Annotated in this window: 29 protein-coding genes and 1 pseudogene; 10 read left to right on the top strand and 20 right to left on the bottom strand. The window is 59.6% G+C overall.

All coding sequences use genetic code 11. From position 1 onward, the window contains the following. Positions 1 to 185 precede the first annotated feature (185 nt). The gene (locus AB4Z51_RS38870; RefSeq protein WP_441499233.1) at positions 186 to 1,346 is read left to right on the top strand and encodes a glycosyltransferase family 4 protein; all 1,161 of its coding nucleotides are present in this window, start codon (positions 186 to 188) and stop codon (positions 1,344 to 1,346) included. 24 nt (positions 1,347 to 1,370) lie between these two features. On the opposite strand, the gene AB4Z51_RS38865 is transcribed toward AB4Z51_RS38870, so the two are convergent. Next, on the bottom strand, positions 1,371 to 2,606 hold the full coding sequence (locus AB4Z51_RS38865) for a Gfo/Idh/MocA family oxidoreductase (RefSeq protein WP_441499232.1): 1,236 nt from the start codon (positions 2,604 to 2,606) through the stop codon (positions 1,371 to 1,373). Positions 2,607 to 2,724: 118 nt separating this feature from the next. Here AB4Z51_RS38865 and AB4Z51_RS38860 point away from each other — a divergent pair, with 118 nt between their 5' ends. Beyond that, the gene (locus AB4Z51_RS38860) at positions 2,725 to 3,156 is read left to right on the top strand and encodes a BLUF domain-containing protein (RefSeq protein WP_441499231.1); all 432 of its coding nucleotides are present in this window, start codon (positions 2,725 to 2,727) and stop codon (positions 3,154 to 3,156) included. Positions 3,157 to 3,304: 148 nt separating this feature from the next. Here the strand turns inward: AB4Z51_RS38860 and AB4Z51_RS38855 are convergent, their stop codons facing one another. Next, the gene (locus AB4Z51_RS38855; protein WP_441499230.1) at positions 3,305 to 3,841 is read right to left on the bottom strand and encodes a DUF7662 domain-containing protein; all 537 of its coding nucleotides are present in this window, start codon (positions 3,839 to 3,841) and stop codon (positions 3,305 to 3,307) included. 60 nt (positions 3,842 to 3,901) lie between these two features. Here AB4Z51_RS38855 and AB4Z51_RS38850 point away from each other — a divergent pair, with 60 nt between their 5' ends. Next, a complete protein-coding gene (locus AB4Z51_RS38850; protein ID WP_441499229.1) occupies positions 3,902 to 4,096 on the top strand; it encodes an SANT/Myb-like DNA-binding domain-containing protein in 195 nt (64 codons plus the stop codon). On the opposite strand, the gene AB4Z51_RS38845 is transcribed toward AB4Z51_RS38850, so the two are convergent. The 4 genes from AB4Z51_RS38845 to AB4Z51_RS38830 all read right to left on the bottom strand — a co-directional run bounded on the left by AB4Z51_RS38845 (position 4,089) and on the right by AB4Z51_RS38830 (position 6,086). Then, the gene (locus tag AB4Z51_RS38845; protein WP_304501332.1) at positions 4,089 to 4,307 is read right to left on the bottom strand and encodes a hypothetical protein; all 219 of its coding nucleotides are present in this window, start codon (positions 4,305 to 4,307) and stop codon (positions 4,089 to 4,091) included. The two genes, AB4Z51_RS38850 and AB4Z51_RS38845, sit on opposite strands and share 8 nt — an antisense overlap. Positions 4,308 to 4,361: 54 nt before the next feature. Beyond that, positions 4,362 to 4,523, bottom strand: a complete 162-nt coding sequence (locus AB4Z51_RS38840) for a hypothetical protein (RefSeq protein ID WP_441499228.1) — start codon at positions 4,521 to 4,523, stop codon at positions 4,362 to 4,364. 253 nt (positions 4,524 to 4,776) lie between these two features. After that, positions 4,777 to 4,980, bottom strand: a complete 204-nt coding sequence (locus tag AB4Z51_RS38835; protein WP_304501334.1) for a hypothetical protein — start codon at positions 4,978 to 4,980, stop codon at positions 4,777 to 4,779. 881 nt (positions 4,981 to 5,861) lie between these two features. Beyond that, positions 5,862 to 6,086, bottom strand: coding sequence for a hypothetical protein (locus AB4Z51_RS38830; RefSeq protein WP_441499238.1), 225 nt, complete (start codon positions 6,084 to 6,086; stop codon positions 5,862 to 5,864). Positions 6,087 to 6,461: 375 nt separating this feature from the next. Here AB4Z51_RS38830 and AB4Z51_RS38825 point away from each other — a divergent pair, with 375 nt between their 5' ends. After that, positions 6,462 to 6,680 carry a hypothetical protein gene (locus AB4Z51_RS38825; protein ID WP_441499237.1) on the top strand — a complete coding sequence of 73 codons (219 nt, stop codon included), beginning with the start codon at positions 6,462 to 6,464 and terminating at the stop codon, positions 6,678 to 6,680. 100 nt (positions 6,681 to 6,780) lie between these two features. Here the strand turns inward: AB4Z51_RS38825 and AB4Z51_RS38820 are convergent, their stop codons facing one another. The 3 genes from AB4Z51_RS38820 to AB4Z51_RS38810 all read right to left on the bottom strand — a co-directional run bounded on the left by AB4Z51_RS38820 (position 6,781) and on the right by AB4Z51_RS38810 (position 8,780). Beyond that, positions 6,781 to 7,125 (bottom strand): response regulator, encoded by a 345-nt coding sequence (locus tag AB4Z51_RS38820; RefSeq protein WP_441499227.1) that lies wholly within the window; start codon positions 7,123 to 7,125, stop codon positions 6,781 to 6,783. A gap of 207 nt (positions 7,126 to 7,332) precedes the next feature. Continuing rightward, positions 7,333 to 8,490, bottom strand: coding sequence for an MFS transporter (locus AB4Z51_RS38815; RefSeq protein ID WP_441499226.1), 1,158 nt, complete (start codon positions 8,488 to 8,490; stop codon positions 7,333 to 7,335). Between the two features lie 65 nt (positions 8,491 to 8,555). Next, on the bottom strand, positions 8,556 to 8,780 hold the full coding sequence (locus AB4Z51_RS38810) for a hypothetical protein (protein ID WP_441499225.1): 225 nt from the start codon (positions 8,778 to 8,780) through the stop codon (positions 8,556 to 8,558). Between the two features lie 118 nt (positions 8,781 to 8,898). On the opposite strand from AB4Z51_RS38810, the gene AB4Z51_RS38805 reads away from it, so the two are divergent. Genes AB4Z51_RS38805 through AB4Z51_RS38795 form a run of 3 tightly spaced genes read left to right on the top strand, consistent with a single transcriptional unit; the run spans position 8,899 to position 11,356 of the window. Then, positions 8,899 to 10,020: an acyl-CoA dehydrogenase family protein gene (locus AB4Z51_RS38805; RefSeq protein ID WP_441499224.1), complete on the top strand. Its 1,122-nt coding sequence runs from the start codon at positions 8,899 to 8,901 to the stop codon at positions 10,018 to 10,020. Beyond that, positions 10,017 to 10,760: a PIG-L deacetylase family protein gene (locus AB4Z51_RS38800; protein ID WP_304501340.1), complete on the top strand. Its 744-nt coding sequence runs from the start codon at positions 10,017 to 10,019 to the stop codon at positions 10,758 to 10,760. Before AB4Z51_RS38805 ends, AB4Z51_RS38800 begins: the two co-directional genes overlap by 4 nt. Continuing rightward, the gene (locus AB4Z51_RS38795) at positions 10,757 to 11,356 is read left to right on the top strand and encodes a class I SAM-dependent methyltransferase (RefSeq protein ID WP_441499223.1); all 600 of its coding nucleotides are present in this window, start codon (positions 10,757 to 10,759) and stop codon (positions 11,354 to 11,356) included. The genes AB4Z51_RS38800 and AB4Z51_RS38795 overlap by 4 nt, the downstream gene beginning before the upstream one ends. On the opposite strand, the gene AB4Z51_RS38790 is transcribed toward AB4Z51_RS38795, so the two are convergent. From AB4Z51_RS38790 to ku, 4 genes are all read right to left on the bottom strand, one after another. Continuing rightward, the gene (locus AB4Z51_RS38790) at positions 11,262 to 12,455 is read right to left on the bottom strand and encodes a glycosyltransferase (RefSeq protein ID WP_441499222.1); all 1,194 of its coding nucleotides are present in this window, start codon (positions 12,453 to 12,455) and stop codon (positions 11,262 to 11,264) included. The genes AB4Z51_RS38795 and AB4Z51_RS38790 overlap by 95 nt on opposite strands. Before the next feature lie 529 nt (positions 12,456 to 12,984). Beyond that, positions 12,985 to 13,620, bottom strand: coding sequence for a DUF72 domain-containing protein (locus tag AB4Z51_RS38785; RefSeq protein WP_441499221.1), 636 nt, complete (start codon positions 13,618 to 13,620; stop codon positions 12,985 to 12,987). Between the two features lie 116 nt (positions 13,621 to 13,736). Beyond that, the gene (locus AB4Z51_RS38780) at positions 13,737 to 14,771 is read right to left on the bottom strand and encodes an ATP-dependent DNA ligase (RefSeq protein ID WP_441499236.1); all 1,035 of its coding nucleotides are present in this window, start codon (positions 14,769 to 14,771) and stop codon (positions 13,737 to 13,739) included. A gap of 26 nt (positions 14,772 to 14,797) precedes the next feature. Beyond that, positions 14,798 to 15,646 carry a non-homologous end joining protein Ku gene (ku, locus tag AB4Z51_RS38775; protein WP_441499220.1) on the bottom strand — a complete coding sequence of 283 codons (849 nt, stop codon included), beginning with the start codon at positions 15,644 to 15,646 and terminating at the stop codon, positions 14,798 to 14,800. A 72-nt stretch (positions 15,647 to 15,718) separates the two neighbouring features. Here ku and ligD point away from each other — a divergent pair, with 72 nt between their 5' ends. Next, complete coding sequence (gene ligD / locus AB4Z51_RS38770) at positions 15,719 to 18,427, top strand: DNA ligase D (RefSeq protein ID WP_441499219.1); 2,709 nt, start codon at positions 15,719 to 15,721, stop codon at positions 18,425 to 18,427. Positions 18,428 to 18,484: 57 nt separating this feature from the next. Here the strand turns inward: ligD and rpoH are convergent, their stop codons facing one another. The 6 genes from rpoH to AB4Z51_RS38740 form a co-directional block, all read right to left on the bottom strand. Further along, positions 18,485 to 19,441, bottom strand: a complete 957-nt coding sequence (rpoH, locus tag AB4Z51_RS38765; RefSeq protein ID WP_441499218.1) for an RNA polymerase sigma factor RpoH — start codon at positions 19,439 to 19,441, stop codon at positions 18,485 to 18,487. Positions 19,442 to 19,825: 384 nt separating this feature from the next. Then, entirely contained in the window at positions 19,826 to 20,005 is a 180-nt protein-coding gene (locus AB4Z51_RS38760; RefSeq protein ID WP_441499217.1) for a hypothetical protein, read from the bottom strand. Next, positions 20,002 to 20,229, bottom strand: coding sequence for a hypothetical protein (locus tag AB4Z51_RS38755; protein ID WP_310473424.1), 228 nt, complete (start codon positions 20,227 to 20,229; stop codon positions 20,002 to 20,004). The genes AB4Z51_RS38760 and AB4Z51_RS38755 overlap by 4 nt, the downstream gene beginning before the upstream one ends. A gap of 334 nt (positions 20,230 to 20,563) precedes the next feature. Beyond that, positions 20,564 to 21,199 (bottom strand): cysteine hydrolase family protein, encoded by a 636-nt coding sequence (locus AB4Z51_RS38750; protein WP_028160896.1) that lies wholly within the window; start codon positions 21,197 to 21,199, stop codon positions 20,564 to 20,566. A gap of 65 nt (positions 21,200 to 21,264) precedes the next feature. Then, complete coding sequence (locus AB4Z51_RS38745) at positions 21,265 to 21,816, bottom strand: MOSC domain-containing protein (protein ID WP_049826597.1); 552 nt, start codon at positions 21,814 to 21,816, stop codon at positions 21,265 to 21,267. Next, a complete protein-coding gene (locus AB4Z51_RS38740; RefSeq protein WP_441499216.1) occupies positions 21,813 to 22,964 on the bottom strand; it encodes a YihY/virulence factor BrkB family protein in 1,152 nt (383 codons plus the stop codon). Before AB4Z51_RS38740 ends, AB4Z51_RS38745 begins: the two co-directional genes overlap by 4 nt. A 515-nt stretch (positions 22,965 to 23,479) precedes the next feature. Here AB4Z51_RS38740 and AB4Z51_RS38735 point away from each other — a divergent pair. Beyond that, complete coding sequence (locus AB4Z51_RS38735; RefSeq protein ID WP_441499235.1) at positions 23,480 to 24,166, top strand: ribonuclease HII; 687 nt, start codon at positions 23,480 to 23,482, stop codon at positions 24,164 to 24,166. On the opposite strand, the pseudogene AB4Z51_RS38730 reads toward AB4Z51_RS38735, so the two are convergent. Beyond that, positions 24,124 to 24,345 (bottom strand): annotated as a pseudogene (locus AB4Z51_RS38730) (exonuclease domain-containing protein); the annotation flags it as partial. The gene AB4Z51_RS38735 and the pseudogene AB4Z51_RS38730 overlap by 43 nt on opposite strands. Positions 24,346 to 24,613: 268 nt before the next feature. Here AB4Z51_RS38730 and AB4Z51_RS38725 point away from each other — a divergent pair. After that, positions 24,614 to 24,764, top strand: a 151-nt coding sequence (locus AB4Z51_RS38725; protein ID WP_441499234.1) for a Ku protein, incomplete at its 3' end; no start/stop codon positions are given.

Genomic DNA, 24,764 nt, shown 5'->3' with positions numbered 1-24,764 from the left:
GATCAGCCCTCGGCGCCCGGTTTTCTTGGCAGCCTCTGCCGGGCGTTCTCGACTTTTGGGATGAAGGATCGTCTTGATCACATGCGCCGCGCGGCCATGGCTCAGGCATTCAACTGGTCCGATTCGGCCAAGGCCTACGCGGAACTGTACAAAGCTTCACTTTAATCGAGGGATTGGGGCCAGCCATGAAGATCGCACAAATCGCTCCGCTGGCGGAGAGCTGTCCTCCCAAGCTCTATGGCGGGACGGAGCGCATCGTCTCGTTTCTGACGGAAGAACTCTTACGCCAAGGCCATGAAGTCACCCTGTTTGCGAGCGGCGACTCCGTTACCGAGGCGACGCTCGTGCCGTGTGCCAAGCAAGCTTTGCGGCTCGATCCCTCGGTGAAGGACATGGCGCCCTACCATGTGATGATGGTTGATGAAGTCCGCCGGCGCCTGCATGAGTTCGATGTTCTGCACTTTCACATTGATCATCTGCACTATCCAATCGCGCGCTCTCATCCCGGTCGCATTCTGACGACGCTCCACGGCCGACTTGACCTTCCGGATTTGAGACCGTTCTACGCGGCTTTTCCTGAACTTCCTCTGATATCGATCTCGGAATCGCAGCGGCGGCCGATGCCGCCGGTGAATTGGCTCGGGACGGTGCTGCACGGTCTCCCCAGCGACCTGCTTCCCTTTCGGGCGGCTCCTAGCGGGGGCTACCTCGCGTTTCTGGGGCGCATCTCGCCAGAAAAAGGACCTGACAAAGCGATCGAGATCGCCTTGAGGACTGGCCTCCCCTTGAAGATGGCGGCCAAAATCGATGCTGCCGATCGCCAATACTGGATCGACGTTATCGAGCCCATGATAGCGGCCCATCCCAATGTGGAGTTTGTCGGCGAGATCAACGAGCAGCAGAAAGCTGACTTCCTCGGCAACGCACAAGCCTTGCTATTTCCCATCTGCTGGCCCGAACCGTTTGGCCTTGTGATGATCGAGGCGATGTCGTGCGGGACGCCGGTCATCGCGTTCAATCATGGATCCGTGCCTGAAGTGATCGATAACGGAATTTCGGGCTTTGTTGTGAGTACTGTCGATGAGGCCGCCGCCGCCGTTTGGCATGCTGTTCGTCTCGATCGTCTTGCCATACGCCAGCAGTTTGAATACCGCTTCACAGCCGAGCGCATGGCGACAGACTACGTCAGATCCTATCGTCAGTTGCTGGCTGAGCGGCCCGTCGAGAAGCCGTTGGTCGCGGTAACTCCCACGCTCGAACATCTCCGCCCGAATTCTGATGATATTCGGTTGCCGATGCCGGCGGCGATTGATCGGGTGATTGCGGCGAGCAGTGCAACGGCTTAGGCCCGCCAAGCCTGTCGCGCCCAATCAGAGTTTCAGCCGCGCTCCGGATTCAGCCGCCTGATAGATGTCGGCCATAAGCCGCATGTCACGCAAACCCTCTTCGCCGGGCGTCGTGGGCGCGCGATTGTTGAGGACGCAGTCCGCCATGTGGTCGATTTCCAGCGCAAACTGATCTTTGGCGGGCACGTCAATCACCGTTTCCGTCTCAAGGCCGTCGACGGCACGCACCAACGTCAGCCGTTGCCCTTTATAGGGAAAGGCATGGTCGAGGATGAGCGACGCCTCGTCCATGTGCACCGCCATCCGCGAAGCTCGATGGGTTCCATAGCTGGTCAACAACGCAGCGAGGGCGCCCGATGGAAAGCGCATCGTCCATGCGACGCTTTCTTCCACCTCGCGAAAACGCGGATCATTCGGCGTTGAATTTGTCACGGCTTGAATGTTAACCGGCTCCTCGCCCATCGTCGCGCGGGTCGCATTCAAGCAATAGAGCCCAATGTCGGGCAGCGAGCCACCACCTGAAAGAGCTTTTTGAAGACGCCACTGGCTAGGATCGCCTTGGTTCTGCGCGTTGACGGCTTCGATGAGTTTGACTGGGCCGTATTCCCTGCTCTGGACCCGGCGGATAAGCTCTTTGTGGTGCGGCTGATAGCGGCAACGATAAGCGATCATCAGCTTGACATTTTTGTCTTTGCAGGCGGCGATCATCGCCTCCGCATCCGCCGAATTCGTTGCCATCGGCTTTTCGCAAAGAACATGTTTGCCAAGAGCAGCGGACCGAAGCACGAACTCCTTATGCAGGGCGTTCGGCAGAACGATATAGATGACGCGAACCGCCTCTATCGAGGCCAGCTTTTCAAATTCGTCGTAGGTGAAGAGCTGGTCGTCGCCGAGCCCATATTGACGTCCAAGCACCTGCAGTTTCGCGGGTGACCCCGAGACGAGCGCGGCAAGCTTGGCTTTCTTGGACTGTGCGAACGCCGGCAGGATTTGTTCGACGGACAGGCGTCCTAGTGCCACGACAGCGAAGCCCACCCGCTGATCGTCAGGTAACGGACCTTCTGCATCCTGCTCGCCGGCTTCATTTGATTTGAGGATGGCCGGAAATCGTACCTCGCCCTCCCGCACCCCGCCGCGATCCACCGGACTGGCATCCGCCGCGGCAGCCGGGGCGCCAGCAGCCAAAAGAAGCGAGCCAGCCGATACCTGCAAGGCGCGGCGACGGGTGAAAACGGGCAATGGCACACGTGAGAAATGCATGTTCGCAAACGAGACCAGGGTCTGATTGTTCCTGAGTCACATTGCGTTCGCTTCTGAACGGTCGCCCGGTTACCTGACTTTAGGAAAATCGCTTTCTACTCCTCGGGGCAGGCTCACAATGCCGGAGGAGATTGTGTTTCAGGTTTTGTATACGAGCGAAGCGGCCCACGCGTTCACGCGCGATGATCTTGCGCTCCTTCTGGCGGGCGCCCGAAGACGGAATGCTGCGACCGATCTCACCGGCATGCTTGTCTTCGCCCAAAACCGCTTTCTGCAGGTCCTCGAAGGCCGCGCAGAGAAAGTTCTAGCGACCTTTGCTCGCATCGAGAGCGACCGCCGGCATAAGAATATTGCGACGCTCTTACGCGGCAATGCCCCATCCGGCCGCGCCTTTGCCGAATGGGCGATGGGTTTTCACCTCGTCGCCGGCGCGGATGATTTGCCGCCGGGCTTTGTTCGGGTTCATGAGCGGATCAATCTGGCGCAATTCGATCATCTCTCGGCTCTCGAGTTTTTGTCGGCGTGCCAGCGAACCCTTGCGTCTTCCTAACTGGGCGGGCGCTCCGGGATCCCGAATGCATCTCATGCCCCTAGGGTAATTGTGTAGGATAGGTTCTGACAGTGGCGATCGCCGCGGATGGCCTCCTGAAACGGACGCCTAACAAATGTTAGACGCAGGCTGCGGAAGTCGGAGGCATTCAGGCGCGCCGGAATTCGACCATGCGGTTTTTGATGGACGCATGCGCGCGAAAGCCAGCCTCCATCCACGCTTTTGCTTGTGTATGGCCGACTTTCATCGAGCTCTCGTTGCTCCACCAGGCTGAGAAGGTGTAGGCCGAACGCGGAAGCTTTCTACCGAGGAGAGCTTCGATTTCGGCAAAGGTCAGCCGAAGGCTCCGGTTGCCCTCGTTTTGGAGTCTTAGGCGCAGCGGCTCGTAGACCGATTTGCGGTTTTCCATCGTCATAGCCAGCACTCTAGCCAGACGCCCGTCCGGCGGGAAGCGCGCAAGGTCGTCCGAATCTGCGACAGGGATCGCCTTCAGAGCCGACGACATGGAACGCGAGCCAATCCTCCCCCATTGATGGAAAGAGGAAACGCCGTGATGCAGGTCGATGCCGAGAGATTTAAAAGCAACGCCGACGGGTGCCGTCAGTACGCGGCGGAGGCTGTCAGCGATGATGATCGACGGGCATGGCAACGGCTGGCCGATGAGTGGGACAAGCTTTCGGAGCATGCGAGGCTCCGCCGCGGCATCTTTGATCGATATGAGAAATGAATTCACTGAAAGAGAGCCATGCCCTTCACCATCGGCGCGCCATCACCCAATCGCATGAAGCCTTGGTCCCTGGAAGACGAAGCTAGACTGCTCGACATGCGTTCTGGCGGATCGGACTGGTCGGATGTTGCCAAGGCGCTTGGACGCACGCAGGCTGCTTGCGAGAGCCGCTATGCGACGCTGAAGAAGCGACAGGAGGCTCCGATCAGATAGACGGGCCGACGCCGCCTTCACCGCCGCGAACCTCTGCCACTCCTTCGTCAGTGATCTCGTACCAGATGGCGCCGGTGGGCGCACACCCGGCCGTGACAAGCCTGGCCTCGATCAACCGCGCGAGAAGGCTGTGATCGAATAATGGCGGGCTGGCCCAAGGCTCGACCGCAAGCCTCGAGAGAAAGTCACGCTCAAGGCCGGTGAGATCCATCTTCGAAGCCTCTCTTACGAAAAGGCCCCGAGATTTCCTCGGGGCCTTTGTCAATTAGCGATTGCCTTGCTGCTGGCCGCCCTGTCCGGGCTTATCCTGGTTAGGGTTCTGCGACTGCTGACCCGGCTTTTGGTTTGGGTTCTGGCCCTGCTGGCCGCTCTTGTCGCCTTGCTGGTTCTGCTGGCCGCCCTGGCTATTCTGATTGTTCTGGCTCATCACCGAAGGTCCTTTGTAGGCCGCCGTCGTCATTGACGGGAGCTGACCAACCTGCGTTCGCGCCGCGTCGTTCCTGACGGCGACGCAGCAAAACGTCATGGCGCCGCAACCGCAATGTACACTTTTGTGCTCGCGCAAGTTGCGGGGTATTCGGGGTCTGTGGGGCGACTGTATGCTCTCCTTGCACGCCTTGATGTGTTGCGTCCATTACGGCGTGAGCACATAAGGTCAAGCGCTCGGTGACGGACGTCAGCTAGGCCATGTCGAATTCGTCCTGAAGCTTGCGCACTTCCTCTTGAAGTGCTGCCTCGGCAGATTCATCCAGAGGCTTTTGCCGGATACCGCCAAGCTCCCAACTTGGAATGTAGCCCTTCACACGGATCAGCTTGAGGCCGGTGACGCCCGAGCGCTCTTCGAGTTCTTCGGCGAGCTCATGCTGGTAGAGGATTGGTTTCATCAGTGTCTCCGATTTCGTCGCAGCCGTCGGTTAGCAGCCGCGGCAGATGCCCTTGATCTTCTTGTCGAGCGCGATATCCGCCGGATCGCGTGGCCGTTCGGCTGAGGATTTGTGGCGCCGGGTGAGGTCATCGTCGAAGCCCGCTGTCGCTTGGTGTGCATCTATCCTTTGCGTGAACAGCTGGGGCTGCAACAGCGAAAGCCACGATGACTGCGACGGACCTCAGCAATCTTTGCAAATCTTTTTCACGGTTCGATCAACGTTGGTGTTTTCCTGGTCGATCTTGGCGTCGGTGTCCCTTTGATCCGTAGTGGTTGGCCGGCCGATGCCGCCGGCGGACGCTCCCTGGGTATTCGCGGCCGGACTTCCGGACGATCCTGCTGTCCCTGCAGAGTTGGTGCCTGGGGTCGTTACGACGCCCGTGCGGTCACCATTGACCGATGGTTGATTGGATCCCGATGGCGGAACGGGTGTCGTATTGGCAATGCCTGTTCTCGCATCAGTCGTACCCGTTGTTGGATTGGTATTTGCGTTCGGGGTAGGAGCCGTGGGGCTCGCTGTTGTGCCTGCGTTCGATGTGCCTGCCGCTCCCGCGCCGGAGGGAGATGATGCCGCTGTACCTCCGGTGCTCGCGGAAGACGCCGCTCCGCCTGCGCTTCCACCGGCACCGCCGCTGCCGCTGCCACCGCCTCCTCCGCCTCCGCCGCCCCCACCTTGGGCGAACGCTGCGCAGGGGATGATGATCGCAAGGATGAGTGCAATGCCTGAAGGTTTCATAGGTTTACTCCTTCAGCGACCAAGCCTCGCTCCCCCGTTTCGTTCCTAAAAGTGAAAACCCCACATCGTTGCCGATGTGGGGCAATAGCATTGGGGGTTGTGCGTTATCGCTTCGCGGGCGGTCCGCTCTTGTTTCCTGGGAGGCCCTTTACGTTAGCCGGATCTTGTTCCTGCACGGAAAGGTTTTGCGATGCGGAGCCGACCGTACCCTGTTGCGAGGGACCGTTCTTGCCGCCAGGCGCTCCGCCAATCCCGGCCCCAGAATTCTGGGCGCTTGGAGCTGTTGAAACCGTGCCAGCTGTATCCGATCGATTGGTATCGCCTGGCATATGCGAGGCCGAGCCGGGCTTGTCCTGTTCACCGACGTAGCCCGAGGCGCCCGAGTTTTGTGTCTTGATGCCCTTATCCGCCTCGTTCTGGAGGCTCTGTGATGGCGTCGCCTGTTGAGCAAACGCTCCTGTCACACTGGAGATCGCCACGAGTGCTGCGAGGGCTAATAGCCGCATGATGGAAGTTCCTCCGTAGGTTGTTGTTGTCCTCAACGTGCGGGAAACGTGACGTTTCCTAAGCGGGGTAAAAATAAGCCGGCTCTTTATGGAAGCGGAATCCGGCAAAACCGAGCGATGGACAAAAACCTTGAAGGCGGAACTGCACGCCTGAAAGACCATTGTTTCAGGCGCATGGGGCGCATCGAGTGCCAAATTATGCAAAACTTTGCCAACGCGGCGTTTCCCCCAGATACTGTCGAGGCTATGACCTCCGCTCTGCACGCGGCGTTGGCGACGCTGCCGGAGCCAGTCCATTCGGCGCACGTCAACATTCTTGCTGAATCAATCCTTCGCACGGCCAAGAGTGGAGAGCGGGACACGGGGGTTCTGAAAAGAATAGCGCTTATGGAATTACAACTGACGGGTCGAGCGTAGGCTTCCTGCAAGCGCGCTCTGGCAGGTGGAACGCTGCCCTCGGYYTCACCGGCATCTTTGTCTTATGAGAGGTGAGCCAGTTCAATCACGCTTGAGGGCGCTAATCGCGTACAGCCTCAAGTAAACGCTCAGCTTGAAACGGCTTTTGCAGGAAAACGGTATCTCGCGGCAGTGCCCCCAGGCAATCGCCGGACATCACAACGATATTCAGGCGCGGATGCTTCGAGCGGGCGTAGGCTGCAAGCTCAGTGCCTTTCATCACGCCGGCCAGATTTTGATCGACGATCAGCGCCTGCAAATCGACGCCGGTCGACGTCACAATGACCTCGCCCGCTTCGGCCGTCGTGCATTCGACGACTTCGAAACCTTCGCCTCTCAAGATGTCGGCAACAAGCTCTCTTTGCAGAGCATCGTCCTCAACCAGCAGCGTGACAAAATTCGACATCGCTTGCATCACCCTATTTGCTTGATAATGCGACGAAAACTCTTTGGTTCATCGCCGGCAACGTAATTCCTCGAAATCGGGTCGCAAGACGTTGCCCCAATCCGGAATGATTGAAATAGCGCTACGGCTCACCGCACTCGAAAGAGGTGCTCGCTTCAGCTGCCGCGACCGGCTTAGTTGCGGAYGACGCCCGCACTCGTCTCTGAATTACGGTAGGGTAAGTCGTCGCGTGAGCGGCAGAGCAATCGCACAGCAGGCAGCCATGACCCAGAAGGCCTGCGCTCCAAACATTCCATACAAATATCCGGATGCCAAAGTCATGGTGGCAGAGGCAATGCCGAGTGCGCCAGTTCCGTAAGTCGTTTGGGCCGTTGCCGCCAATCGATCTGGAACTGAACGAGCCATGATGCCCATGGCCGCCAAATGCAGCAGAGCAAATGTCAATCCATGCAGGGCTTGGGCACCTATCAAGGCTGGCATCTCACTCGCGCTCGCCATAACGCTCCAACGCAACACGGCGGCACTCGCAGAAAGGGTAGCTGCTCCAGCAGCGCCCAGTCGGTCAATCAGCCAGGGACCAACCAAAAAGAAGACGATGACTTCCGCGACAACCGCCTCCGACCACATCAAGCTGATGACGAGGTTGTTGTACCCCGCATTGCGCCACTGGATCACAGCAAAGGTGTCATTCAGCGCATGGCTGCCAATGACCAGAAAAGCGATGATGAGCAATCTTCGGTAGGCGGCAATTGCCAGCAGCGCACTGATGGCAGCGCGGTCAAAGGCTTCGGCCGAGTGAGTGTCTTGAGACGGCACGCGCATAGTCACCGCGCAAATGGCCATGAGCAGGAAAAATGCGCTGCTGGCAACGATGATGAAAGACAGTCCGAACCGGCCAATGAGCTGGCCCGAGGCCAAGGTACCCCCGATGAAAGCGACGGACCCGACGCCGCGCACCCAGCCGTATTGGAATGCGTCTCGACGGGCCGCCGATACCGCGAGAGCATCACTCAGCGGCGCGAGCGAGGCTGTGGCTCCAGCATGAAGCATGCTGACCGCCAAAAGCGCCGCAAAACCGAATGCCAGATTGTAGGCGAAACCAATGAGAGCAGACAAACAGGCCGCCACCGCAAGTAGCTGCTTGCGAGCCTGCAGATAATCGGCCAAGCGCCCCGTGAGAGGGCCGACACCGATGCGGACGACGGTGCCTGCGGCGAGAACCAACCCGATCTGCTCAATCGCCAAACCGTGGCTTTGCAGGAACGCCGGCAGGTACGCTGATTGCATTCCGTAGGCCAGGTAGAGGGCGGCGTAGAGGAACAAGAATGCGGATAACGTGCTGGGTTTTATCGGATGACACGTCATCAGACTGTCTTCCAAGGAAGCCCAACGTCATCGGTCATCAGCCAACATTTCAAGCCTTGCCCCGATCAGCGCCGTGCGAAATACAAACGAACCTCGCGCAGTGCGCGGGAGGGGCTGTCGAATGAGCGACCGATACTTTTCATCGGGCTCCAATGCGGACCCTGCGGCGTCACGACGCATCGTCCGCCCAGGTCCTGATCGATACGCCCTACGATTTCGTCACGCTCGGTCCAATAAATCCACCAAAGGTCACTCCGGAAAGGATCGGACCGCATTTCAATGTCGGCCACGTTCATCTCCTTGGTACTTGCGATGACAAGGCCACTGCTGGAGGGGAGTTCCTAAGCTTAGGAACGGAACTTACTGGGCCGGCTTATGCCTTTGTCAGCAATCGCCGAACCAATGAGGTTGACCATTTTAGCGCCCGCCCAAAATCTGCAGTTGCTTCAGCGCGCCAAAGAGTTTGCGGAGATTGCGGGCGAAGCGGCGAGCCTTGCCGATGAGACGTGTTCAATCGAGCAGAGGGTCTGGTCAGCGCTTCGCGATACCGAGCTCTCGATGGCGCCGTTCAGTCCTGCTTTTGGAGGGATCGGCCTTGGCGGTCCAGACCAGCAAGCCACGCTTTGCACCATTCTGAGATTGATTGGCGGTGCCGACTTGGCGGTTGCCCGACTTTTCGAAGGTCATGTCAATGCGGTCATGCTCGTGTCGAGGTATGGCACGTCGGCCCAAATCGGCTCGCTTGCCGAGAGCATAAAATTAGGCGGATTGTCGGGCGTTTGGGGAGCGGAGGATGCGCAGGGCTTGCGCTGGGTGCAACGAGGGGATTCTTGGTCGCTACAGGGTCGAAAGATCCTGGCGTCCGGAGCCGGCATGATCGAACGTCCCTTGATCACGACAGAGAGCCCCGAGGGACATGTCCTTTATCTGCTGAACCTTGAAACAGACGGGCGCGCCGATATCACGTCGTGGACGCCTTTGGGGATGAAAGCAAGTGCCAGCGGCACGATCAACCTCACAGGAGTGATCGTCGGGCCGTCCGAGCAAATCGGCCGCGCCGGGGATTACATGCGTCAACCGTTTTTCTCCGGCGGCGCCTGGCGGTTTTGTGCCGCACAGCTCGGCGCGATGGAGCGCCTCACCGATCTCTATTGCGCGCAATTGCGGGCGCGGGGCCGTGATGGCGATCCCTATCAGCTTGAGCGCGTGGCACGCTGCACGGCCGCCTGCCGAACCACTTTGTTCTGGGTCGAGGAGGCCGCGCGCCAGTTCGCCGACGAAAGCCTTAAGCCTGCTGCCGTTGTCGCCTTCACGAATTTGACGCGCATGGTGACAGAGCGCGCTGCCCTCGATGTTATGGAATGCGTGCAACGAGGCACGGGCCTCTCAAGTTTCATGCGGCCCAATCCGATCGAACGGATCTGCAGGGATCTCGCCACCTATCTTAGGCAGCCTGTCCCGGACCTGGCGATGAGCGACGCCGCACGCGCGGTCTTGGCCGGCGAGCTCTCCATCGGAGCCGGTTCGTGAACGCGGAGGACTACTTTCATCGGGTCAAGGGCCTGCCGATTACGGGTTGGCGCGAACTCACCCGGGGGGAACCTTTCGCAGTTTTGTCGCCTCATCCGGATGACGAGAGTCTGGGCGCGGGTGGTCTCATTGCTCAGGCAAGACACCATACCCAAGACGTTTCAATCATCCTTTTGACCGACGGCTCGCAATCCCATCCCAACTCAAAGACCTATTCTCGCGATCGGCTGATAGCCACTCGGCGGTCAGAGCTTGCGGAGGCCGCACGCATTTTGGGCGTTCCTCTCAACCGGCTTTTCGAGCTCGGATTACATGATACCGCGGCTCCCTCGGAAGGTCCTGACTTCGAACAATCGGTCGAGCGCGTCAGCACGATCCTCGCATCGACCGGCGCAAGAACTCTGTTTGTAACCTGGGAGCATGATCCACACTGCGACCATCAAGCGGCGGCCGAGCTCGCACAAGAACTACGGAGACGTCATCCTGCGTTGATCCTATGGTCGTATCCAGTCTGGGGATGGCACCTTCCTCCCTCGCAAAAAATTTCAGCGCCGGCTCCAAAAGGTCTTCGCTTGCCGATCGACGACGTACTTCCCAACAAGCGCGGCGCGATCGCGGCGCACGTTTCCCAAATGACAGACCTGATTGACGACGACCCGGATGGCTTTCGCTTTACGAATGAAACGCTCGCGCCCTTCTTGCGACCATTCGAACACTTTATGGAAGTCCCACTGCGATGAGCGCCGCGAAGACGCTACCGCCGTCCTATTTTGAGGCCAAATATCAAGCCGACATTGATCCTTGGCGCTTTCGAACAAGCGCCTATGAGCAAGAGAAATACGAAGCGACAATTGCCGCCTTATCGAAGCCGAGATACCACAACGGTCTTGAGGTCGGCTGTGCCATCGGAATTCTTACAGCGCAGTTGGCGCGGCACTGTGATCAGCTCATTGCGCTCGATGCTTCAACCACCGCAATCGCGGAAGCAGCTCGGCAAAATCTACCGAATGTCCGGTTTGACGCAGCCTTCCTTCCCGAGGAGTTCCCGGCAGGCGCCTTCGATCTTATCGTGCTATCCGAGGTCCTCTACTACTTTGCCGAGGGTGACTTACAGCATGTTGCCGAGAAATGCCTGAACGCACTGCAGGGGGGCGGGGAGATGATCTTGTGCCATTGGTTGGGAGCGACCGACTATCCCCTCACCGGCTATCAAGCGAGTGATCGGTTCGTAAAAGCTGTGGCTAAGCATCGACCAACGCATGTGATATTGCATGAGGGTATTTATCGGTTGGAACGTCTGTCCTTTTCCGGTTCAGCCGCACATGACGGAGAATGAAATTCGCGGCAGCAATTTGCCGCGGAAGGTCAGATGGGCGCAGGGGATTCGTTCTTTGCAACTTCGGATGGCGGCCTTCGATTTCTCGCCACATTTCAAGGAATGGCAAGGAAGCTACGCCAACCAATCGGCCTCGTCCGAGAAGGCGCGATAAGGCTTGTTCGATGCCGTCTTGTTGGTACGCCTTTCTCAAGAGTCCGCGCAGGCTGGCGCGGAGCAGGGTCTTGACCGCGGGTTCGAGATCATCGTCGCACGGTGCGTCCGGCGTTTCTCTTCGGTAGCGCATGGTATCGGCCGCACCTCCCGTCGCTCGACCATCCAGGCGRCATGAGGTGACCACCGAAACGTCGAGCGGATGGCAAACCTTGAAGCCCCTTTGGTCGAGAAGCGTCGTAAAGGCAGCATCCTCGCCCAAGGCTATGTCGGGCAGTCCGCCGATGGCTTCATAAGCTGCGAGCGTGACCGCGAGGCTGGCGCCGGAGGAGACGCGGTGGTTGGGCCATGGATCGTGGGCGCGCGGATCGCACAGTGCGTAAATTTCGGCGACCAGGCGCAGATAGGTATCCTCAAGGCGGCCGCGTGCCAGAAAGCTCGCTCCAAGCGAGACAATCTCGGCGGGCTCGGCATCGATATAGCCGGCAACGCAGTCCGCGCCGCTGTCAAGATGGTGCAGGTTGTTGATGAACCAGGTGGGCGTCACCAGGCTGTCGGCGTCGGTTGTCAACAAGACCCCGTTGGGGGGGCCTGTGCCGAGGCGCTCGGCGGCTTCCTGCATTGCCCGACGCCTGGCACCGCCCGCGGTTGCATTTCCCACCAAGGAGGCCTCTAAAACCTCCAGGGGATAGGGCAGAGTGGGCATAAGCTTGCGAGCACCGTCAGCGGTGCCGTCGGTCGAATTGTTGACCAGCAGCAAAACCCCAAAGTGACCGGGGGTAACAGGAGCTCCGAGCCGGTCGCGTTGAACGGCGAGCGCCGACAGGCAGCGCGCGATCCGCTCGGCTTCGTTACACGCGGGAATGGCAACGATTGCCGATCGTCTTGGGAGGGATAAGCGCTCAGGCTGAACGATCTCCGACGTCTCGATCGTGCGCCGATGCATATTGAACGTCTCACCTTTAAACTAATGCATGAAAACTGGCCAAAACTGCGCGAGTTCCTAAGCCCCACACAGGCCAGCGCCTTAGCACGCTCGCTAAATGCTCTGATGAGTTGGGAGCGGCGGAGGAACTCCGCCGCGGTCGGCAATGCTGCATCGCGAGGAGACCTTATGGCCAAATATCGAAAACGAGCGGTGGAGTGTCGCGGCGGCCCCTGGTCTGCTGGCGGTGGCATTCCTTATTGACCGAGGTTGCTCCACCTGCCGACCACGGCTCCCCGACGCTGTGGAAAGAAAAGCGCGACGCTTCGCCAGTCAGTCTGGCGACCGAAAAATGGCGACCGCACAAGTTTGGTGGCTGACGCTTGACAAAGGATGCGCCGAAATCGGCCCCCTGGCTTCATTGTGAAAAGGCCACCACAACTTGGGTGCCAGTAGTTGAGGCGGTGCCGCTAAGATTATTGCGCTCTCAAGCGCTGCCCTCGACAAACCTGTTTAGGTCATGCGCCAACAAAGAGTGAAACACGCCATTTCAAATATTCCGCTTTGCCTTGATCCATAGAGCGTTTTCTAACGCAGCTCCGAGCGCTGTATTGTCGAAGATGCACCAGTTATCGGACGTAGTAGTTACGGACAATCGCTCGTTTATTGCAGCTAGACTCTCAGCGCTATAGCTTGAGTAGTAAATGCGCGGTTTCCCATGTAGGCGAAAATAGCGCAGGCCCTCCCAGCCGCCGGGGCAGTCGGCGTCCTCGATACGTGCCGGGTCGGCGGCAACTCGGGCGATCCTTTGAGAGGCAAGCCATCGATCAACGTCTTCTTCAAACCAGCTTGGATGCCGCGGTTCACACACCAGGGGCGCAGTCGTTCGAGTCCGCAGCACATCAAACAACTTCTGGGCGGCGTTCGAATCGAAGACGTGCTTTGGCGGCAGTTGCACAAGCAAGACAGCAAGTTTGGGGCCAAGCCCAGCGCATTCCTCGATAAAGCGATCGACCACAGCAGGTGTGAAATCCAGCATATGCGTTATCGATCTTGGCACTTTCACCGAGAAACGAAAGTCGTCCGGCGTGTCGCTCGCCCAGCGTTCGTAGGTAGTACGACGATGCGGACGATAGAAAGAGCTATTGATTTCGACCGCATTTAATCTCGAGGCATAACGCTTCAAGTGGCTGCCCTCTCCACCGATCTGATCGCGGCAAGCGGAAGGCACATTCCATCCAGCCGTTCCTAGCCAGAGCCTGTTGCTCGACATACTTCGTTGTTTATTTTGACCGGCGCCCATTATTGCCGGGACGAGCGCCCGGTAATCCCCAAACTGGACACGAGCTTCCGATCAATCCTTTGGCTGACTTGTTCGAAGGTGCATTGGGTTGGCTTCTTATCCGGCCGCCACCGCAAAATGGAAGTCCCGTGGCGGAAGCGACCGCCGGTGAAATGATCGTAGGACACTTCAACGACGTATTTGGGCTTCACCGCTTGCCATTCGGACGAGCGCTTCGTGGACCAACGGCTTGGACCGCCGGGGGCGTTTCCCGTGAAGCTCCGGACTTGCCTTTCGGTCTCGAGCTTGTCGGTCAGGCCCAACTTGTCCTTGGTCTTGATGCCGGACGAGAATCCGACATGATGAAGCRGGCCATCATCGTCGTAAAGCCCAAGCAGGATAGATCCGACGACGTTGCGTCCCGCCTGGCGCTTCTCTCCGTAACGGAAGCCGCCGATAACGCAGTCAGCGCTGCGATATCGCTTGATCTTCTGCATGCCTTCGCGGTTTCCGGCCTGATAAGGCAGATCGAGACGCTTTGCGATCACGCCGTCGCTTCCGCCGCCAGCCGATGCCAGCCAGTGCTCGGCGTCCTTTCGTTTCGTACTCGCTGGAGACAGTCGGAAGAGATTCATGGCGGAGAAGCGTTTTGCGGCAAACTTCTCGAGCAGCGGCCGCCGTTCCGCGAGCGGGCGGACTGCGAGGTCAGCCTTGCCTCGCTCAAGCAGGTCGAACGCGAGGAAGACGGCAGGCGTCGCTTCCGCCAATTTTCTCACCCGGCTCGCTGCGGGGTGGATACGCTGCAATAGATCATCGAACGAAAATTGCCCAGCAAGCGGAACGACGAGCTCGCCATCGAGGATGAAGTCTTTCTCGCCTAAGGCGAGAGCGCCTTCGACGACTTCCGGAAAATATCGATCCAATTTCTGTCCGGATTTCGAATAAAGGTCGACCGCGTCGGCGTGGCGCACCAACAGACATCGGAAGCCATCCCATTTCGGCTCGTACTGCCATTGCTCGCCGATAGGGATAGCGTCGACGGAGCGGACCTCCATCGCTTCGATGGCTTTGCGGCTCTTCGTCACGCGGCCCTTCTCTTGCGACGGGGATGGGCCGTAGCGCGTTTCCTGCTCTTGGTCGCTTTGCCGACACGCTTGCGACCTAGACTTTGCCGCAGGGCATCCATCAGATCGATGACGTTGCTCTCTTCTTCCTTTTCTTCTGGCACCTCGATCGTCTTGCCGGCCGCCTTGCGCTTCACCAACGCCTTCAGAAGGTTCTCGTATTTGTCCTTGAACTTGTGCGGATCGAATTTGGATGCCTTGCTGTCCAGAATGTGCGCCGCCAAATCGACCATGTCTTTCGAGACCCGAGGGCTCGGTATGTCGTCAAAATAGTCGTCCTCATCGCGAAGTTCGTAGGGATATCGCAAGGTCGTCCCAAGCAATCCCTTCCCCAACGGCTTCAGAGCGATGACATGCTCCCTGTTGGAGAGTACGACGCGGGCTAGAGCGACCTTGTCTTTGCGTTTCATGGCATCGCGGATGACGACGAACGCGTCGGCGCCCGCTTTGCCATTCGGCACGACGTAGTACGGCTTGTCGATGTATCGCTCATCGATATCCTCGGCGGGGACGAAATCGTCGATTTCGATAGTATGGGTGCTCTCGAGTTTTACGGCATCGAGTTCGTCCTCGTCGATTTCAACGTAGCGGCCTTTGGAGAGTTCGTAGCCCCTACCTTTGTGCTCTTTGTCGACAACGCGACCGGATTGCTCATCCACCATCTGCTGTTTCAGGCGGTGGCCGGTCTTGGTGTTGATCTGATGGAAATGAGTTTTTTCGGCCTGGGTAGAAGCCGGATAGAGGGCGATCGGGCAGGTCACAAGCGATAGCTTGAGCGAGCCCTTCCAGTAAGCACGAGGCGCCATTCCGATCCTCCACGGTTCGAGGAACTTTAACCGGCGCGGGAACTTTCTGTTCCAACAATCGAGGTAAGGCCGATGGCGAAGAAGCTGCTCGCGAGGTACCGCGCGAAACGCGATTTTTCCAAAACGGAGGAGCCTAGCGGGCAGACGAAAGTCGCTACGTCGAAGAGCCTGCGGTTCGTGATCCAGAAGCACGCGGCGTCACACCTACATTATGATTTGAGGCTTGAACTCGACGGTGCCTTCAAGTCCTGGGCCGTGACCAAAGGCCCTTCCCTGGATCCCCATGGCAAGAGGTTGGCCGTCGAGGTCGAGGACCATCCTCTGGACTACGGCGACTTCGAGGGGACAATTCCTAAAGGGCAATACGGCGGAGGCACGGTCATGGTCTGGGATCGCGGCTTCTGGCATTGCGAAGACCCTGCGCGCGCCTATTCGAAGGGAAAGCTGGATTTCACGCTCGAGGGCGAAAAACTTCATGGTGGCTGGATTCTCACCCGTATGCGCCAGCGGGAAGGAGAGAAGCGGACCAATTGGCTTCTGATCAAGCACCGCGATGCATTCGCCCAAGAGGGAAAGAAAAACCGCATCATGGATGAAGACATGTCGGTGGCCTCGGGCCGATCGATGCACGAGATCACGGCGGGCAAAGGCCGAAAGCCCAAGCTCTTCGTCACGGCGAAAAAGTCGCGCGCAAAGATCGACGCAGATCGGAAGTTGCGTCGGTCCGCCGCAAGCAAAGCCCCAGTGAGAAAACATTCTTCCGCTCCCGGGCAGCGAGCGAAGAAATCTCCGACGAAAAAGTCTCAAAACCCGAAGAAGGAAGAGGGCGAGCAACATCGCGGTCAAAGCCTACCTCCGTTCATTGCGCCGCAGCTGTGCACCTCCGTCGAGCGGCCCCCTAGCAATGGTGATTGGGTGCACGAAATCAAGTTTGACGGTTACCGCATTCAGATGCGGGTCGAGGATGGGAGCGTCACATTGAAGACCCGGAAGGGTCTGGATTGGACGGAGAAATTCGGTGCGATCGCGAAAGCGGCCAAGGAGCTTCCCCATTGTATCGTGGATGGCGAAATCGTTGCCCTGGACCATCACGGGTCGCCTGACTTCGCCGGATTGCAGGCCGCATTGTCGGAGAAGAAGACCGAAGATCTCATCTTCTATGCGTTCGACCTACTATTTCTCGGAACTAAAGATCTGCGCCGGCAGCCTCTCCTCGACCGCAAGCAGTCATTGCAGCGGTTGATGGACAAGGCCTACAGAAAAGGGCAAGTTGAAGTTCGCTTTGTCGAACATTTCGAAAGCGGGGGCGATGCTGTCCTCAAATCCGCTTGCCGGATGTCCCTTGAAGGCATTGTCTCGAAGCAATCAGAAGCGCCGTATGTTTCGGGACGCACCGAATTCTGGACCAAAGCAAAGTGCCGCGCCGGGCACGAGGTCGTCATCGGCGGCTGGAACAGCAATGGCAGCCAATTCAGGTCACTGATGGCCGGTGTGTATCGTGGAGACCATCTGGTCTATGTCGGCAACGTTGGAACGGGCTTTGCCGCTGACAAGGTTGCGCGGCTGATGCCAAGGCTGAAGGCCGCCGCCTCTGAGGCAAATCCGTTCGGAGGCGCCAATGCGCCTCGCAGGAAGGCCGGAATGCATTGGCTCAAGCCGGAGCTCGTGGCCGAGATCGAGTTCGCGGGCTTCACGGGTGCAGGCATGATCCGGCAGGCCGCTTTTAAAGGACTGCGACAGGATAAACCCGCCAAAGAGGTCGAGGCCGAAACGCCTGCGCGGGCGGACAGGGCTGAGATTGCGGAGCCAACTCCTTCACCCGGCGCCAAGCGGCATGGCAGATCGATTGGCGTTTCCGACGGGGTCGTGATGGGCGTGCCTTTGAGCCGTCCCGACAAGGTTCTTTGGCCCGACGATGGCGAGGGAGCGATTACCAAACTCGATCTTGCCAAGTATTTCGAGAGCGTGGGATCCTGGATGATCGGGCACCTCAAGGGGCGGCCTTGTTCTATCATAAGGGCACCGGACGGCATCGAGGGCCAGCGCTTCTTCCAACGGCATTCGATGAAAGGTGGCTCCAATCTCCTTGAAGAAGTCTCGGTCTCGGGCGACCGGAAGCCATACGTCCAGATCGACCGCATCGAGGGATTGGCTGCCGTCGCGCAAAGCGCCGGCGTCGAACTCCACCCTTGGAACAACCAGCCTGGCGATCCGGCCCTGCCCGGCCGTCTGGTCTTCGACCTCGATCCAGCACCGGATGTTGAATTTGACGCCGTCATCGAAGCAGCCAAGGAAATGCGGGATCGACTTGCAGCGCTCGGACTGGTGTCATTTTGCAAAACTACGGGCGGCAAGGGTTTGCATGTCGTGACCCCGCTCGCGCGCCCGAAAAAAGGCCAGACGCTCGACTGGCCCATAGCAAAGCAGTTCGCACGTGACATCTGCAGCCAGATGGCAAGCGACAGCCCCGATCGATACCTGATCAACATGAGTAAGGCGAAACGAACGGGCAAGATATTTCTCGACTACCTCCGAAACGACCAATTTTCGACGGCCGTGGCGCCACTCTCTCCGCGCGGTCGGCCACGTGGACCAGTCTCGATGCCGATCACTTGGGTGCAGGTCAAAAATGGTTTGAACCCGCTGCAGTTCACGATCCATACGGTCCCCCGCTTGCTCCGGAGATCAAAGGCCTGGTCCGACTATTGTGAGGCCGAACGTCCGCCGTTGGAAGCGATTGCAATGCTTCGGAAACAACGGCAGCCCGTAGGGGCGGCTTGACATAGAGAATGCTGTCAAACCTGGCCTCTCGGATATAATCCGACCAGTCCGACATTTCTAACAAGCGCCTCGGCGTTGCCGAGCGGTCCTGGCTAGAGACCGCGCCCTCTTTGATCCCGTTTCGGACGGCCCCAAATCTGCGGCCAGCTCGGAATTCATTGCCATCCGGAGCTTCTCCAAGGCGCGCTTCTCGAGCTGCCGAATCCGCTCGCGCGAGATGCCGAACTCCGCCGCGAGTTCGTCCAGCGTCTTCGCATCCTCGGCCATGAAACGCGCTACAACGATGCGTCGCTCGCGGTCTGGCAGATTTGCCAAGCCTCTGCCAAGCGCCCTCCTGCGGCGTTCGCGCTCCTGCACGTCAGCCAGCAGCGTTTCCGGATTACCGGAGCTGTCTGCCAGAAGGTCGACCATCTCCTCCGGGGAGCCGTCGTCGGTGACAGGAACGTTCAGCGAGAGGTCGCCCCGCATACGGCCGTTCATCTCGTACACGTCGCGACGCTCGACGGATAGGTGAGCCGCGATCTCGTCTGCTTGGCTCGAGGTGAGGTGTCCGTCCTCGCAGGCGCCCAGGCGAGCCTTCAGCTTCCGGAGATTGAAGAAAAGCTTCTTCTGCGCGGGCGTCGTGCCCAACCTGACCAACGACCAGGATCTCAGGACGTATTCCTGAACAGTCGCCTTGATCCACCACACAGCGTAGGTGGCCAGCCGGAAGCCCTTGCCGGGATCGAACCTCCGGACAGCGACCATGAGGCCCACGTTCGCTTCCGAGATCAGGTCTGCGATGGGCAAACCGTAACCGCGGTGACGCATGGCTATCTTGGCCGCGAGCCTGAGATGACTGGTAACCAAGCGATAGGCAGCCTCTCGGTCGCCGTGTTCGCGCCAGCGCCGCGCATATTCCGCTTCCTYGGCCGCCTCGAGCAGCGGAAACTTGCTTATGTCCGTCAGATACCGGGAAAGCCCCGCTTCGGACTTAACGACTGGAAGCGAGGAAAAAAGCGATAGAGTGCTCATGGTCAATCCTCCTAGGAGCAATTCAGTGAGCTGCCGCCGAAGAAGTTCTTGGCCCTCGATGGCGCCTGCGTCACATCGAATCGGCGGGTGACCCTTGAATAGCGGAGATGCCCGACCGTTCCATTCGCGACGGCGGAACGGTGCAGACTTCCCGACGTTCAATGGTCCGAAATCGACTTGCACCCCTTCCGCGATGAGTGACTACCGAGATCTTGTTGCCGTAGCCCTGACCCTTGCCTGGGCCGCCGCCATGCTAGTGGCCGGCTTGCTCTACCTGAATCCACACGACGCCGTGCCACGTCCCGTCCAGGACATGGGAAGCCCGCCGGCACCAATCGCGTCGACGGACCGTCAAGGTTCGGTACAGAACGCAGCTGAGACAGCTCACGCCGCCAAACGGCGCGGCACGCCGTCCCGGAGCTGATCGAGCAGGCGCTGCTCACGCTCGATGCGGCCTTCGTACAGGCTCCGTTCGGCCTCGCTACTCACCCCAGCGAGTAGGATGCGGTAATGAGCGATCACCTTCTCGCTGCCTCGGATCAGCAGGTCGCGCACGTCGCTCATCGCTCGCCTCCCAGCGCAGCGGAAGCCGACCGAGCTCCCGGTCGAGATAGCGCCGGAGGGAATCCCCCCGCGGTCAAGGTGGCGAGCGCGGCGCGCTCTTCGCAAAGGCGCCGCTCGAGGTACCGGCGCTCCAACTCGGACAGTTTGGTGCGCAGCAGCCGGCGGTAGCGATCGATATTGTTGCTGTGGGCCCGGATGAGGGCAAAATCCTGATCAAGCATCATCGTCACTCCTGACGGTCTTTTCAGATCCTCTCGAATAATCGGAAGAAACGCATCTTCCACGGCAAAAATATTCAGGCCGGTGGTGCTGTCAAGCCCGATGGGCCGCGACTAGCGAACCCTTGCTTAAGGCGCCGCTTTTGGCCTTAAAAAAAGCGCCGTCCCCTTGAAAGACTATCGGGCCCTTTTAATTTTATTCTTTCCTCGCCGCGAGAGCGGTGCCGGGCGCCTTCCAAGGGGTCCGGCACGGGCGCCGGGCCGGGAGATTGCCCTGACACATGCCTCGCGCTCCTTGCCGGTCTGCTTCGGAAGGAGGATCTGCACAAGATAGGAACGGTTATGAGACGAGCCTGGCCTGGCCGTTCGCCGGCCAATTGTTGAGAAGCGTTTCGGTCGCGACGCATTCAACCTGCTGGCCGAACCGGTTCATATAAATATTCATCATAGAATCATGCGTTTCGTCTGCCGAGCTGCAGAGCGCGTCGGCGACGAGGATCACGCGGAAGCCCCAGTCGACCGCGCCCAATACGGTTGCAAGCACGCAGACGTCGGTTTCGCCCCCTGTGACGATGACGGTTTTGACGTCGGCTTCGCCAAGCTGAGCGTGAAGCGCGCTGCCTATCCATGGCGAATAGACGAACTTGTCGAAGGTGCGCGCGGGTGGCACGAAGCGGGCGAGTTCCGGTACCAGGTCCACCATTTCCGGGCCGAGGTTGTCGATGGTCATTGAACTCCAGCGTTCATAGTAGCGCCGCCACATGCCGACGCCCTGGCCCGAGCTTTGCGCCGGAATGAAACGCGTGAAGATTGTCCGCTCGGGATGGGCGGAGGTGATCGCGACGATGTTTGGCAAGATGCGCGGCAACCAAGGCATCGTCCAATCCGTACCTCCCGCGAACATTCGCTGCATGTCGACGCAGAGATGGACAGCGTTCCGGACAGCGCCATAGCGGAATTCGTCACCTTTCGTCATGGATCTGTCCTCAAAGTCACCGCCAACGGAGCTGTGGAGGCTTGGTTCCTCCGGCTTGCCAAAGGTTACAGCGAGGGAAGCCTTTTCTGAAATCCCTCGGTCAAGATGGCGCGCGCACGATCGCCGGCTGCCACCAGTCCACCAGCTTGCACCACACCCAAGACGCCGCATCTGAACGCGGGGCCCGTTTTTGCCGACGACACGACCTGTCTTTTTAGGCCGGTCCTGAAGCGATCGATCAGGACGCAGGGCGTCCGCAGTCCGGTCAGTTCGACGACCGCCGTAGGCCCGAGTTCGATGCACGTGCCGAGCGGCATGTTTTCAAGATCCAGGCCTACAGTAGTGATGTTTTCGCCCAGCTGTCCGGGTCCTATGTCGTATCCCGCCTCACGAACAGTCGCGAAGAGTTCGCTGGTTATGAGATGGACTTGCCGCAGGTTGGGCAGGCGCGGCTGCCGCCGCGCAAGATATCTGTGCCGCACATATTCGCCGGCGTGGGCGTCGCCATCGACGCCGTGCCCTTTCACCAACGTGATGTGGTCGTGCACCGGCTTGCTGAAACGATGTCCGCGGTCGGCAGCCACTGCGACGACCGCACCCTCGACGGTCTGCCTCAAGATCGGAGGGCTCCCACCGTGTCCGCCATCTTGGCACCTCTGGTGCCGAGCGGCTTCGGCTGTCCCGTCGTGGTGTCGCGCGCCGTCTGGTGCTCCATCTCCGCATTGAGCTCCGCTCCGAGCAGGATCACGATCGCCGAGATCCAGAGCCACGTCATGAAACCGATGACCGCGCCCAAGGACCCATAAGTGGCATTGAAGGTGCCGAAGTTCGCAGCGTAGAAAGAAAAAATGCCGGATGCGACAAGCCAGAGCAGGGCCGCAGCCGCGCTGCCCCAGGTGATCCACGTCCACCGTGGGGCCTGTCGGCTAGGGCCGAACCGGTAGATGCAGGCGAGCGCAAATGCCAGAGCGACAAAGAGCGCGGGCCAGCGTCCGATCCGGACAAGCAGGTCCGCCGCATTCGACAATCCAACGTACTGCAACACAACGGGGATGACGACGACGGCGCCAAGCGCGGCCACGACGAAGGCAATCGCGCCGATGGTGAATCCGAGGGACATCGCATTCAGCTTCAAGAAACCTCGTTTCTCCTGCTCGCCGTAGACGATGTTCAGTGTATCGAATAACGACTTCATGGCGGCGTTCGCGCTCCAGAGCGAGATCGCAAGTCCGATCGCGAAAGTGAAGCCGAGGGTCCGGTCGCCCTTCGTTGCGACGCGTGTCAATTGCTCGCGCGCTACTTCGACGGCACCACCAGGAATGAAACCCGAGACGTCGTCGAGGTGCTTGGCAATGCTGCCGGGATCGAAGAACAGACCATAAATAGCGACGAGCGCCGCGATGGCAGGAAAAATAGCGAGCAGGCTATAGTAGGTCATGCCGGCGGCGAGCGCGAGGACACGGTGCTCGCCGATGTTGCCGTAGACCCGCCAGAGGATGTCCTTCCATCCCCGAGCCGGGATCTCGGCGGGCGATCTCGCCTGACGTCCGCGGTTTCCGCCTTCGGTCGCGAGACTGGCAAGCGAGGCGTGTCTGTCGGCTTCTCCGGTTTCCGGGAACGCTTCTTTCCTTTCCGACTGGGCGACCCGGTCGGTCGGAGCGATGCGATCCCACAGGAAGGCTACGGCCACGAGACCTAGGGCTACCGCCAGGCTCCATCCGGCGCCATCCGGACGTCTGGAGCCAATCTTTGCGGGTTCTGCCATCGCATCCTCTGCGACATCAATCTCACTGCGGAGGTTGGGTTCCTGATCTAGAGACCCGTTATTTTCGTATTCAGCGGCAGAAAATCAGCCGCAGACTCTCAGTTAAACAGGACGGCGACACTAAAGTACATATTGCGACCTCGGCCATAAGCGCACAGATCCCCGCCCGGAACTGTGCCGGAGGGCGTCGCGCCAACGACGTTAGCCAGCACGATGATCCAATCTCCCGGATAGGCCGTGCATGGCCCAAAGGCCAAGGCCTAGCGTCATGGCCCTCAGCATGCCGAGAGAGAGAGATCGTCCGTGGATTGCGCGGCTAGGCCTTCCGCACGTGCGGAAGGTAGGAGAGCGAGGCCAGAAAAGCTGTAATAGTGCCGACATCCCCGGCGACCGCAAGGAAGCCGAGGCCTTCACGCAGCATTCATGAACCTGAAGACGGCGTGGCTCAACTTCAGACAATCGCCACAAAGTTCACCGACACGCTCCGCTGCCAGTCAATCTTTGCGAAGGTCGCTATGTCCCAATACTCGCTCGATGTATTGCGTCAACGCTATGTCGTCGAGAAAAGACCGCTCGAGGCCGGCGTTGAGCAGATCTTGCGGGCCGACACCCGCGCGGGAGCGCGCGCGATCCTGGCTTTAATCGATAAACGCCGCTTCGAAAATAGGTCCGAAGGGCAGCGCCTCCGCAAGATGCTCCGCTTCGAGACCTCGCTATGGGAAAGCGGCCATTATGCCGTGGCAGGCGTGGACGAGGCCGGAATGAGCCCTCTCGCCGGGCCTGTCTCCGCTGGTGCCGTGATCCTGAAACAGGGCACGCGGATCATTGGAATCGACGACTCGAAGAAGCTCGACGCCGCGGCCCGCGAAGAGCTCGCGAAGGAGATCAAGGAAAAGGCAGAGAGCTGGTGTGTGGCGTTCGTCGAAGTCGAGGAGATCGACGCGATCAATATCTACTGGGCCGGCATCCAGGCCATGCAGCGTGCGGTCCGGGGGCTGACATTGACGCCGCAGCATCTGCTGATCGACGCGAAGCGATTGAAGGGCATCGACCTCCCGCAGCAGGCCATCATCAAGGGCGACGCCAAGTCCGCCAGCATCGCTGCTGTGATCGCGGTGACCTCGGGCGGGATGGGGGCGGATGGCTCGTTGAAGGCCGCGAACGTGTCCCTGACGCCGACGATCCTGCCGTCGGCCAGGTAGTCGAACTTGACCATGCCGAGCTCGATGATCTCGTCCGAGCGATGATCGAGGCCGGTGGTCTCGGTATCGAGCAGGATGCCGGTCCTGGTCCCCTGCCCCGCCGGCGCCGACGAGGGAATGCGCGGCACCAGGCGTCGCAACACCCGGAAGTCGCCCGACCGGACGAGTGCCTCGATCATGGCGGCCAGGTCTGGCGTGTCCAGAAAGTTCTCGTCCCGATGGGGCTGCGGTAGCACGTTCATCGGCTCCACAATACCGGGCGAAGCTCCCACGAGGTATCCGGATTTCGCGCGATTCACGGGCTTTTCGAAGGAATGCGCCGGGTTTGGAGGGCCTCGGTCCGGTTGGGGTGCTGCTGGCCCAGATTCTCTCGCCGGACCTGTCGGAACCATGCTGTCCCATTCGTCTTGAATCCAGCCGACACCGTCCCTCCGGAGTACCGCGTTCATGGCCCCCCGCGCCAACTGGAAAGGCTTTCTTCGCCTTTCGCTCGTCACCTGCCCGGTGGCGCTGTACCCGGCGACATCCGAGTCCGAGAAGATCAGCTTCAACCAGCTGAACCGGGCGACGGGGCACCGGGGCGACGGGGCACCGGATC

It is taken from the genome of Bradyrhizobium sp. 2TAF36 (assembly GCF_052114925.1).
Lineage (GTDB): Bacteria > Pseudomonadota > Alphaproteobacteria > Rhizobiales > Xanthobacteraceae > Bradyrhizobium > Bradyrhizobium barranii.
Note: the sequence above shows the minus strand (reverse complement) of the source record. Positions and strands in the feature narration are given on the sequence as shown.